Genomic DNA, 10,716 nt, shown 5'->3' with positions numbered 1-10,716 from the left:
CGCCGCGGCGGGGTGTTTTTTTTTTTTGTTGTTGGCGGCCTCTGGTCCTTCTCGCCCCCGGTGTTGCCGCGCCCGCGCCCGACACTACCGGATCAAGAGCGGCCGTCACTACCGGGACAGCGTACGCAGCCCGCGCGCGATCCGTTCCACCGCTTCCTGCAGGCGCGGGATCTCCTGCGTATAGGCCAGCCGCACATGCTGGTTGGACCGGTGGAACCCGAAGTCCAGGCCGGGGGTAAAGGCCACGTGCTCGGTTTCCAGGAAGTGCGCGCAGAACGCCTGCGCATCATCGGTGAATGCACTGACGTCGGCGTACAGGTAGAACGCGCCCCGTGGTTCCACCTCGATGCGGAAACCGAGTCCGCGCAGCGCCGGCAGCAGGAAATCACGGCGCTGGCGGAAGGCCTCGCGGCGCTGTTCGAAGATGGCCATCGCCTCGTCTTCGAAGCACGCCAGCGCCGCGTGCTGGGCGATGCTGGAGGCGCTGATGTACAGGTTCTGCGCCAGTTTCTCCAGTTCCGGCACCGCCGCCGGCGGTGCCACCAGCCAGCCCAGTCGCCAGCCGGTCATGCCGAAATACTTCGAGAAACTGTTCAGCACGAAGGCCGAGTCGTCGACCTGCAACACGCTGGCGGCATCCATGCCGTAGGTCAGGCCATGGTAGATCTCATCCACCACCATGTGCCCGCCCCGCGCACGCAGCGCCTGCGACAGGCCGGCCAGCTCGGCTGCCGACAACACCGTGCCGGTGGGATTGGCGGGCGAGGCCAGCAGCGCGCCGACACTGTGTTCGTTCCAGTGCCGGGCCACCAGCTCCGGGGTGAGCTGGTAGGCGGTGCCCGCATCGACCGGCACCAGCTGCGCGCCGCCTTCCACCAGACGCAGGAAATGCCGGTTGCACGGATAACCCGGGTCCGCCAGCAGCCAGTGCCTGCCCGGGTCCACCAGCAGGCTGCTGGCCAGCAGCAGCGCGCCGGAGCCGCCCGGGGTGACCAGGATCCGCTCCGGGTCGATATCCAGCTGGTAATGGCGGCGGTAGAAACCGGCGATCGCTTCGCGCAGCGCAGGCAGGCCGCGCGCGGCGGTATAGCGGGTGTGGCCGGCGGCCAGCGCGGCCTGGCCGGCACGTACCACCGGGGCGGCGGTGGTGAAGTCCGGTTCGCCGATTTCCAGGTGGATCACATCATGCCCGGCCTGTTCCAGGGCCTGCGCGCGTGCCAGCAGGGACATCACGTGGAAGGGGGCGATCTCGTGGCTGCGCCGGCTGTAGGCCGGTCGCTCTTCATGCAGGGGGCTCATGTCGACATGGTACGCCGGTGACCATCGGCAGGCTTGTCCCCTGCCACGCGTGCGCCCAGACTGGCCGCACAAGGAAGCCGTTGCAATCCCGTCCCAGGAGCCTCATTTCGTGAAGTCCACCCTTTGCCTGTTGCTTGCGAGCCTGATGACCACCACCACCCACGCCGCCCCCCCGCCCGTCGCGCCGGACGCCGAAAAGCGTCCGCACGTGGTCAAGGCCCCGTTCGGTGCCAGCCGCAACGACGACTATTACTGGATGCGCGACGACAAGCGCGAAGACAAGGCGATGCTGGCCTACCTGCAGGCCGAGAACGCCTACACCGACCAGGTGGTGGCACCGCTGAAGCCGCTGCAGGAAACCCTGTACAAGGAGATCGTGGCGCGCATCAAGCAGGACGACTCCAGCGTGCCGGCGCGTGAGCGCGGCTACTGGTACTACAGCCGCTTCGAGACCGGCCAGGACTATCCCATCCATGCGCGGCGCAAGGGCGACATGCAGGCGGCCGAGGAAATCCTGCTGGACGTCAACCAGATGGCGGCCGGCAAGGGCTATTTCAGCGTCGGCACGATGGAAGTCAGCCAGGACAACCAGCTGCTGGCCTGGGCCGACGATGACGTGGGCCGTCGCCAGTACGTGATCCGCTTCAAGGACCTGCGCACCGGTGAGGTGCTGCCGGACACCATTACCGGCTCGTCCGGCAACCTGGTGTGGGCCGACGACAACCGCACCGTGCTGTACGTGGAAAACGATCCGGAAACCCTGTTGACGGTGCGGGTGAAGAAGCACGTGCTGGGCACCCCGGCGAGCAGCGACGTGGTGGTGTACGAAGAAGAAGACGACAGCTTCTACATGGGCATCGGCCGTACACGCGACGACCGCTTCATCACCATCGGCCTGCACAGCACGGTGACCTCCGAAGAGCGCTATGCGCCGGCCAGCGATCCGACCACCTTCACCGTGCTGGCACCGCGCCACCGCGAGGTGGAATACGATGCGGACCACTTCGACGGCCGCTGGGTGATCCGCACCAACGACGGGGCCAAGAACTTCAAGCTGGTCACCGCGCCGACCGACGCGAGCTCGCGCGCGCAGTGGAAGGACTGGATCGCGCACGACCCGGCGGTGTACATCGAAGGCTTCGAACTGTTCGATGGCTTCACCGCCATTGCCGAACGTTCCGAAGGCCTGGAGCGCATCCGCCTGCTGTTCAAAGACGGTCGCACCGATTACGTGAAGGCCGACGAGCCGGCTTACTCGATGGGCCTGGACGACAACACCGAAGCCGATACGCCGTGGCTGCGCTACGCGTACACCTCCATGACCACCCCGACCACGGTGTTCGAGATCAACACACAGAGCGGCGAGCGCCGCCAACTGAAGCAACAGCCGGTGATCGGCTATGACGCGTCGAAGTATGAAACCGACCGTGTGTGGATCACCGCGCGCGACGGCGTGAAGGTGCCGGTCTCCCTGGTGTACCGCAAGGGCTTCAAGAAGGACGGGACCGCCGCGTTGTTCCAGTACGCCTACGGCAGCTACGGCATGTCGATGGACCCGTATTTCAACCAGACTGTGGTGAGCCTGCTCGACCGCGGCGTGGTGTATGCCATCGCGCACATCCGCGGCGGCCAGGAAATGGGGCGCGACTGGTACGAGGACGGCAAGCTGCTGAACAAGCAGAACACCTTCAACGACTTCATCGACGTCACCCGCGGGCTGGTGCAGCAGGGCTGGGCGGCGAAGGACCGCGTGGCCGCTTCCGGTGGCAGTGCCGGTGGCCTGTTGATGGGCGCGGTGGCCAACCAGGCACCGCAGGACTACCGGGTGATGGTCGCCCAGGTCCCGTTCGTCGACGTGGTGACCACCATGCTCGACCCGACCATCCCGCTGACCACCAACGAGTACGACGAGTGGGGCAACCCGGAGCAGAAGCCGTTCTACGACTACATGCTGAAGTACTCCCCGTACGACAACGTGGCGAAGCAGGCCTATCCTGCGCTGTTCGTGGGCACCGGGCTGTGGGATTCGCAGGTGCAGTACTGGGAACCCGCCAAGTGGGTGGCCAGGCTGCGCGATGACAATACCGGTACCCATCCGATCGTGTTCCGCACCAACATGGAGGCGGGCCACGGGGGCAAGTCCGGGCGCTTCCAGCGCTACCGGGAGCTCGCTGAGTCCTATGCGTTCGTGCTGGACCAGCTGGGCGTGTCGGGCCCCTGATCGGTGGGTGACGACCGTTGGTGGGTGACGACCGTTGGTCGTCACTGTGCCGGGCCGAAGAGCGTGACGACCAACGGTCGTCACCCACCCAAGGCGAGGGCCAGCGGCCCAACTGGTTTGACGGCCAGCGGCCGTCACTACCGTATCCTTGGTGGCATGAACACGCCTGACCGTCCTGCTGATCCTGACGCCCCGGCGCCTGCGCGCCGGGCGCGCTTCAGGTGGGCGTGGTGGTTGCTGGCCTATGCCAGCCTGGGCACCGGCATCGTGGGCATCTTCGTGCCGGGTCTGCCAACGACCGTGTTCATCCTGATTTCGGCCTGGGCCGCTTCGCGCGGTTCCGAACGGCTGCACGGCTGGCTGCTCGGCCACCCGCGGTTCGGCCCGGCGATCCGCAACTGGCAGGCCCATGGGGCGGTCAGTCGCCATGGCAAGTGGATGGCCACGCTGACCATGGCGGCCTGTGCCGGGATCATGCTCTGGTGCGTACCGGTGGCCTGGGTGAAGGGGTTCTCCATCGGCAGCATGGCCGTGGTGTGCGTGTGGTTGTGGCTGCGTCCGCTGCCCCCTGCTGGAGCGTGAATCCATCCGCTGCGGCGCGGGCGCGGTGGGCGACGAAGGGCAGGGCTCGGCGCTACACTCGGGGCATGAACAATCCCCGCCGAACCCTCATCCTGATTCCGCTGGCAGCGTCCGCGCTGCTGTTCCTCAGCGCCTGTGGCAACAAGGGTCCGCTGGTAATGCCGCAGAAGCCGGTGCCGGTGGAAGAAGTCGCCGAGCCGGTCGACGTGCCGGCCGCCGATGATGCCAGCCAGGACGGAACCACGCCCCCGGCCACCCAGGACGCCGACGCGGGCAATCCCAGCACCGTTCCGGACCCGGTGACGCCGCAGATCGACGATGGCGCCGGCGACAACAATGAGTGAGGCGGCACAGGATGCGGTAGCGGCGGCCGCTGGCCGTCAGACACCGCGCGGCACCCCGCTGCGTTTCAGCAAGATGCACGGCGCCGGCAACGACTTCGTCATGATCGACCTGCGCGACGGCACCGCGCCGCCGTCGCCACAGCTGGCTGCTCGCCTGGCCGACCGCCACACCGGCGTAGGCTGCGACCAGATCATCACCATCGAACCACCGCGGGCGGCCACGTCGGTGGCGTCCTACCGGATATGGAATTCGGACGGCAGCAGCTCCCAGCAGTGCGGCAATGGCGCACGCTGCGTGGCCGCCTGGCTGGTCCGCAATGGCGATACCGCGGACAGTGAATTCGCCATCGACAGTCCGCTGGCCACGCATTCGGTGCGTACGCTCGGCGAGGATCGTTTTTCAGTGGAAATGGGCGTGCCGGTGTTTGAACCGGCGCAGATCCCGCTGATCGGCTTCGCCCGCCCGCGCGATGAATACCTGCTTCCCGTCCAGGGCGAGACCGTGCGCTTCGGCGCCGTGTCGATGGGCAATCCGCATGCCGTGATCGAAGTCGGGCTGGTCGATGCCGCACCGGTGGAACGCCTGGGTGCTTCGCTGCAGCAGCATGCCTCGTTCCCGGAATCGGTCAACGTAGGCTTTGCCCAGGTGCTGGAGCCCGACCACGCGCGCCTGCGGGTGTACGAACGTGGCGTCGGCGAGACCCTGGCCTGCGGCAGTGGCGCCTGTGCGGCGGCGGTTTCGCTGATGCAGCGTGGTCGCCTGGGTCCCGACGCACGGATCAGCCTGCCCGGTGGCGAACTGCGCATACAGTGGGCCGGTGAAGGCCAGCCGGTGGTGATGTCCGGACCCAGCGCATTCGTGTTCGAAGGGGAGTGGAATGCATGAGTGACAGTACGGAAAAGCTCGCCGGCCACGAGGTTGCCGCCTGGTTGCGGCGGCATCCGGGCTTCCTGAAACAGTTCCCGGATCTGGCGCTTACGCTTGTGGTGCCGCGCGATGACGGCCCCACCGCGTCGCTGGCCAGTTACCAGCTGGACGTGCTGCGGGACAAGAACCGCGAGCTGTCGCGTCGGCTGGCGGACCTGGGCCACACCGCGCAGGTCAACGAGCGGCTGGCTGTGCGTACCCACCAGCTCACGCTGGCGTTGATGAAGCAGGACAGTGCGGCAGACACGCTGCGCGCGATGGCCGCGACGCTGGAAGAGGATTTCGATGGCGACCTGGTGCGGCTGGTCGTGCACGTGCCGGTGCCTGGCCTGGAGCAGGCGCCGTGGTTGCAGGTCGTAGCGGCAGACAGTCCGCTGCTGGGCCCGTTCCGCGATTGCCTGAAGGACGGCGAGCCGATCTGCGGCCGCCTGCAGCCGGAGAAGAATGCGGTGCTGTATGGCGCACGTGCCGAGGAGATCCAGACCACGGCGCTGTTGCCGCTTCCCGGCGTCGGCCTGATTGCCGTGGGCAGCCACGATCCCAACCGGTTCTACCCGGGCATGGGCACGCTGTTCCTGCGCATGATGGGCGAATCGCTGGTCGTGGCCCTGAAGCGGTTCGGCTGATCGCCGTGAACGATGCCGTGCCGGCATTCCTGCAGTACATGGTGGTGGAGCGCCGCATGTCGGCGCACACGCTGGATGCCTACCGGCGTGACCTGGACGCGCTGCAGCGCTGGGCTGAAGCCCGTGGTTGCAGCGTGGATGCGCTGGACGGCGAGCAACTGCGCGGCTTCGTCGCCGACGAACATCGTCGGGGCTTGTCGGCCAAGAGCCTGCAGCGGCGCCTGTCCGCCTGCAGGGGATACTACGCGTGGCAGCTCAAGCATGGGCGGCTGCAGGTCGATCCCACGCTTGGACTGAAGGCCCCGCGTGCGCCGCGGCGCCTGCCGCAGGTGCTCGACGCGGACGAGGCCGTGCGACTGGTCGAACTGCCTCCTGATGGTGAACTGGGAAGGCGCGACCGCGCGCTGCTGGAACTGTTCTATTCCTCCGGCCTGCGCCTGAGTGAGCTGTGCGCACTGACCTGGCGCGACCTGGATTTCGCCAGCGGCCTGGTCAACGTGCTCGGCAAGGGCAACCGGCAGCGCCGGGTACCGTTCGGGCGCCCCGCACGCGAGGCGCTGGAAGCCTGGCGCGCGGAAACCAACGCTGCCCCCGCAGCGCCTGTTTTCCCGGGACGCAACGGTGCCATCAGCCAGCGCGCCGTGCAGGTACGCATCAAGCAGCTGGCGCAGCGCCAGGGCCTGTTCAAGCACGTGCACCCGCACATGCTGCGGCACAGTTTCGCCAGCCACATCCTGGAATCTTCCGGCGACCTGCGCGGCGTGCAGGAACTGCTGGGGCACGCCGACATCGCAACCACGCAGATCTACACCCACCTGGACTTCCAGCACTTGGCCAAGGTATATGACGCGGCCCATCCGCGTGCGAAGCGGCAGCGCGGCAGTACGCCCGCCGCCGGGTCGTCCGAGGACGACGCGCCGGACTGACCCGACGCGTCCAGCCGGGTGCCGACTGGCAGGCCACGCCTCCCCGCAGCGGCAGGGACGCGGCATCGTGGCAGACGCGTCCAATGATGGCCGGATGAGGCGCATCTGTCTGGACATTGCGCCGCCTCAGTCGCGTCTTATGCACCGTGCGCTTCGAAAACCAGATGCTTGCCGGCCATCACTCGTCCGGTCTGGGTAAAGCAGCTGGGCGAGGTGCAACAGGCATCGGGAGACAGGTTCGTGCGGATGATCAAGGCGGCGTTGGGATTGGCGATGGGTGCCTTGGCAACGGCAGCCGCAGGACAGGACGCGGCCATTTCGTTCACCGGCCGGGTGGTTGCCGCGACCTGTGTTGTGGAAGGAATCAGCGAGGTCCCCGGCACCGGCCCGGACATGGTGGTCCGCCTGCCTTCCACACACCAGGCAGTGTTGAACCGGGCCGGGCGACGCGGGACGATGATTCCCTTCCATCTGGTCATCGGCAGCGGCGAGCACCCCTGCCAGCAGGCGAACGTGCGGGCGATGTTCCGCAGCGTAGGGCACAGCAACGAGGCGGGCCGGTTGAGCAACCAGGGCAGCGCACGCAACGTGGACGTGGTGGTGCTCAACGCCGCGTTCCAGGACGTGCAGTTGGTCACCAACGAGAACTCGCTGCTGATACCCATCGACGAAACGGAATGGGCGTGCTCAGCTGGTGGGCTACCTATCACGCCACGGCAGCGGCGCAGCCGGGCACGGTAACGGCACAGGTGGAGTATGTCCTGGTGTATGACTGAGCGCTGGGCGGGACAGCGGGGGGGGCGGATGAACGGCTTCCTACCGTAGCCGCTTGATGGCGGCCGGCGCTGGCCCCATGTCCTTCGCACAGCTTACCGGAGGCCACATGGACCCCAGCCAGAACCCCACAGTTTTCCACGCCACCACCATCGTCTGCGTCCGCCGCGGCGAGCACGTGGCCATCGCCGGCGACGGCCAGGTCACCCTCGGCCACACGGTGATGAAGGGCAATGCACGCAAGGTGCGCCGGCTGGGCCGTGACAGCCAGGTGCTGGCGGGCTTCGCCGGTGCAGCGGCGGATGCCTTTACCCTCTTCGAGCTGTTCGAGGCCAAGCTTGAAAAGCATGGCCAGCTGCAGCGGGCGGCGGTTGAGCTGGCCAAGGACTGGCGGACCGAACGCAGGCTGGGCAAGCTTGAAGCGCTGTTGGCGGTGGCCGACAGGGAAACCTCACTGATCATCAGCGGCACCGGCGATGTGATCGAACCGGAAGACGGCATCATCGCCATCGGTTCCGGCGGATCGTATGCGTTGTCCGCTGCGCGCGCGTTGATGGCGCATACCGAACTGGATGCACGCACCATCGCCAGTGAAGCCATCGGCATCGCCGGCGACATCTGCATCTATACCAACCGCAACGTGGTGGTCGAAGAGCTCTGACCGCACCGGTAGTGCTGACCTTGGTCGGCCATCGTCCTGCTAGTGCCGGCTTCAGTCGGCAATCCTCATTCGTGAGCACCCCATGCCCAAGAAATTCGAGAACACCTCCGCTTCCATGACCCCGCGCGAGATCGTGCAGGAACTGGACCGCCACATCGTCGGCCAGCACGATGCCAAGCGCGCGGTGGCCATCGCGCTGCGCAACCGCTGGCGCCGCATGCAGTTGCCGGCCGAGCTGCGCGATGAAGTGATGCCGAAGAACATCCTGATGATCGGCCCGACCGGCGTTGGCAAGACCGAGATCGCCCGCCGCCTGGCGACGCTGGCCAATGCGCCGTTCGTCAAGGTGGAAGCCACGCGGTTCACCGAGGTGGGCTACGTAGGCAAGGACGTAGAGCAGATCATCCGCGACCTGGCCGACACCGCGGTCAAGCTGTACCGCGAACAGGCCAAGGTGCGCGTGCGCACGCAGGCCGAAGAGCGCGCCGAAGACCGTATCCTGGACGCGCTGCTGCCACGTCGCAGCGGTGGCATCGGCTTTGATCCGGAAGCGGCGCGCAATGAGCCGTCTTCGCAGGACAACGAGACCCGCATCAAGTTCCGCCGCATGCTGCGCAGTGGTGAGCTGGACGACCGCGAGATCGAACTGGAGATCGCCGCCAACGTCAGCATGGATATCATGACCCCGCCGGGCATGGAAGAAATGGGCCAGCAGCTGAAGTCGATGTTCGCCAACCTGGGTGGCGCCAAGTCGAACAAGCGCACGCTGACCATCAAGGCGGCGCGTCCGCTGCTGCAGGAAGAAGAAGCCGCCAAGCTGGTCAACGAAGACGATGTGCGCAGCGCGGCGATCGAAGCCTGCGAACAGCATGGCATCGTGTTCATCGACGAGATCGACAAGGTCGCCAAGCGCGGTGACAACGTGGGCGGCGGGGATGTCTCGCGCGAGGGCGTGCAGCGCGACCTGCTGCCGCTGGTGGAAGGATCCAACGTGTCCACCAAGTACGGCACGGTCAAGACCGACCACATCCTGTTCATCGCATCCGGCGCCTTCCATCTTGCCAAGCCCAGCGACCTGATCCCGGAGCTGCAGGGCCGCTTCCCGATCCGCGTGGAACTGGGGGCCCTGACAAAGGCCGATTTCGTACGCATCCTGACCGAACCGAAGGCAGCGTTGACCAAGCAGTACGAAGCACTGCTGCTGACGGAAGGTGTCAAGATCAGCTTCAACGAAGACGCCATCGACCGGCTCGCGGAGATCGCGTTCCTGGTGAACGAACGGCAGGAGAACATCGGCGCGCGTCGACTGCATACCGTGTTGGAACGCCTGCTGGATTCATTGAGCTATGAAGCGCCGGATCGTGATGGTGAGACGATGGCCATCGACACCGCGTACGTGGACAAACACCTGGGTGAGCTGGTCAAGGATCCCGACCTGAGCCGCTACATTCTCTGATACCGCAAGGCCGCCGAAAGGCGGCCTTTTGCGTATGGGGGCCTGTCGGCCATGCGCCGCCGCCCGCTGCGCTCGCCGACCATGGGTCGGCGCTACCGGCGATCGCCGTGACGTGGTCGGGACCCTTTTTGTCCGACCTTGCGCCGGATTCGCGCACACACGTGCGGCTTATCACACTGTTGCTGTGATCGCCGCCAGAACATCTGCCGCAGGCGCTGCCCCTTCGGTCGCGTCCTAGTCTGCTTGCGGTTGCGCTCCTCGACGATGGCCTTCCCGGCGACAGTCCTTTCCCGGGTGCGAATGGTCACTGGACGAAACAAGGAGCACCTTCCATGCAAACTGCATCAATGCGCAGGCCTGCCACGCTTGCGCTCATCCTGCTGGTCGCCACCGGCGCCGCGCAGGCCCAGAGTGGCGATATCACCTTCAATGGCGCCGTCTCGACGGTGACCTGCGAAGTCTCCTTCGATGGCGTGGTCGGCAATGACGCGACCGTCACCCTGCCGTCGATCCCGGCGAACTCGCTGCTGTCAGGGCAGAGCGGGGGGCGAACGCCGGTGGTGGTACGGATCAGCGGCAGCGACCCGGTCTGTTCGAGTAATCGCCTGGCGATCGCATTGAACACCGACCGTTCGGCGAACCTGCTCAACGGGCGACTGCGCAGTACGGGCATCGGCGTGGGCGGTGGCACCAACGCCGTGGTGGGCCTGCGCGATGCGCAGGATGCGCCGATCGACCTGACCGGCGGCGTCGTGCTGAGGCCGGTTGCCGCAGACGCCAGCGGCGCCGAGTTCACCTTCTCCGCCGAGTACTACGCCGATAACCAGGACGCCATACCGGGCGCCTTCCAGGCCCCGCTGCGCTACACCCTCAACTATCCCTGATCCGCTGAGGCGGGC

General features: G+C 66.5%; 11 protein-coding genes. 10 read left to right on the top strand and 1 reads right to left on the bottom strand.

Annotation, left to right across the window (positions count from 1 at the left end; all coding sequences use genetic code 11):
• Positions 1-108: 108 nt before the first annotated feature.
• Complete coding sequence (locus ABE522_RS15345; protein WP_346592435.1) at positions 109-1,299, bottom strand: pyridoxal phosphate-dependent aminotransferase; 1,191 nt, start codon at positions 1,297-1,299, stop codon at positions 109-111.
• Positions 1,300-1,408: 109 nt separating this feature from the next.
• On the opposite strand from ABE522_RS15345, the gene ABE522_RS15340 reads away from it, so the two are divergent.
• From ABE522_RS15340 to ABE522_RS15295, 10 genes are all read left to right on the top strand, one after another.
• A complete protein-coding gene (locus tag ABE522_RS15340) occupies positions 1,409-3,520 on the top strand; it encodes a S9 family peptidase (RefSeq protein ID WP_346592434.1) in 2,112 nt (703 codons plus the stop codon).
• 156 nt (positions 3,521-3,676) lie between these two features.
• On the top strand, positions 3,677-4,102 hold the full coding sequence (locus ABE522_RS15335) for a YbaN family protein (RefSeq protein WP_346592433.1): 426 nt from the start codon (positions 3,677-3,679) through the stop codon (positions 4,100-4,102).
• Between the two features lie 65 nt (positions 4,103-4,167).
• Complete coding sequence (gene lptM, locus ABE522_RS15330) at positions 4,168-4,446, top strand: LPS translocon maturation chaperone LptM (protein ID WP_346592432.1); 279 nt, start codon at positions 4,168-4,170, stop codon at positions 4,444-4,446.
• A 73-nt stretch (positions 4,447-4,519) separates the two neighbouring features.
• Positions 4,520-5,332, top strand: coding sequence for a diaminopimelate epimerase (gene dapF, locus ABE522_RS15325; RefSeq protein ID WP_346592436.1), 813 nt, complete (start codon positions 4,520-4,522; stop codon positions 5,330-5,332).
• Entirely contained in the window at positions 5,329-6,000 is a 672-nt protein-coding gene (locus ABE522_RS15320; RefSeq protein ID WP_346592431.1) for a DUF484 family protein, read from the top strand. Before dapF ends, ABE522_RS15320 begins: the two co-directional genes overlap by 4 nt.
• A complete protein-coding gene (xerC, locus tag ABE522_RS15315) occupies positions 6,000-6,926 on the top strand; it encodes a tyrosine recombinase XerC (RefSeq protein ID WP_406846373.1) in 927 nt (308 codons plus the stop codon). The genes ABE522_RS15320 and xerC overlap by 1 nt, the downstream gene beginning before the upstream one ends.
• A 168-nt stretch (positions 6,927-7,094) precedes the next feature.
• Positions 7,095-7,667, top strand: a complete 573-nt coding sequence (locus tag ABE522_RS15310) for a fimbrial protein (RefSeq protein WP_346592429.1) — start codon at positions 7,095-7,097, stop codon at positions 7,665-7,667.
• A gap of 142 nt (positions 7,668-7,809) precedes the next feature.
• Positions 7,810-8,361, top strand: coding sequence for an ATP-dependent protease subunit HslV (gene hslV, locus ABE522_RS15305; RefSeq protein ID WP_182657346.1), 552 nt, complete (start codon positions 7,810-7,812; stop codon positions 8,359-8,361).
• 82 nt (positions 8,362-8,443) lie between these two features.
• Positions 8,444-9,817, top strand: a complete 1,374-nt coding sequence (gene hslU / locus ABE522_RS15300; protein WP_346592428.1) for an ATP-dependent protease ATPase subunit HslU — start codon at positions 8,444-8,446, stop codon at positions 9,815-9,817.
• A gap of 332 nt (positions 9,818-10,149) precedes the next feature.
• A complete protein-coding gene (locus ABE522_RS15295) occupies positions 10,150-10,701 on the top strand; it encodes a fimbrial protein (RefSeq protein ID WP_346592427.1) in 552 nt (183 codons plus the stop codon).
• Positions 10,702-10,716: the final 15 nt, after the last annotated feature.

Origin of the sequence: Stenotrophomonas lacuserhaii, assembly GCF_039674585.1 — a bacterium.
In the GTDB taxonomy this organism is placed as follows: Bacteria; Pseudomonadota; Gammaproteobacteria; order Xanthomonadales; family Xanthomonadaceae; genus Stenotrophomonas; species Stenotrophomonas pennii_A.
This window is presented reverse-complemented; position numbering and strand designations above follow the sequence as displayed.

Bases quoted from the DNA above. Each gene is read 5' to 3' on its own strand.
- ABE522_RS15345 (WP_346592435.1), bottom strand. From the start codon at position 1,299: ATGAGCCCCCTGCATGAAGAGCGACCGGCCTACAGCCGGCGCAGCCAC.
- ABE522_RS15335 (WP_346592433.1), top strand. From the start codon at position 3,677: ATGAACACGCCTGACCGTCCTGCTGATCCTGACGCCCCGGCGCCTGCG.
- lptM (WP_346592432.1), top strand. From the start codon at position 4,168: ATGAACAATCCCCGCCGAACCCTCATCCTGATTCCGCTGGCAGCGTCC.
- dapF (WP_346592436.1), top strand. From the start codon at position 4,520: ATGCACGGCGCCGGCAACGACTTCGTCATGATCGACCTGCGCGACGGC.
- ABE522_RS15320 (WP_346592431.1), top strand. From the start codon at position 5,329: ATGAGTGACAGTACGGAAAAGCTCGCCGGCCACGAGGTTGCCGCCTGG.
- hslV (WP_182657346.1), top strand. From the start codon at position 7,810: ATGGACCCCAGCCAGAACCCCACAGTTTTCCACGCCACCACCATCGTC.
- hslU (WP_346592428.1), top strand. From the start codon at position 8,444: ATGCCCAAGAAATTCGAGAACACCTCCGCTTCCATGACCCCGCGCGAG.
- ABE522_RS15295 (WP_346592427.1), top strand. From the start codon at position 10,150: ATGCAAACTGCATCAATGCGCAGGCCTGCCACGCTTGCGCTCATCCTG.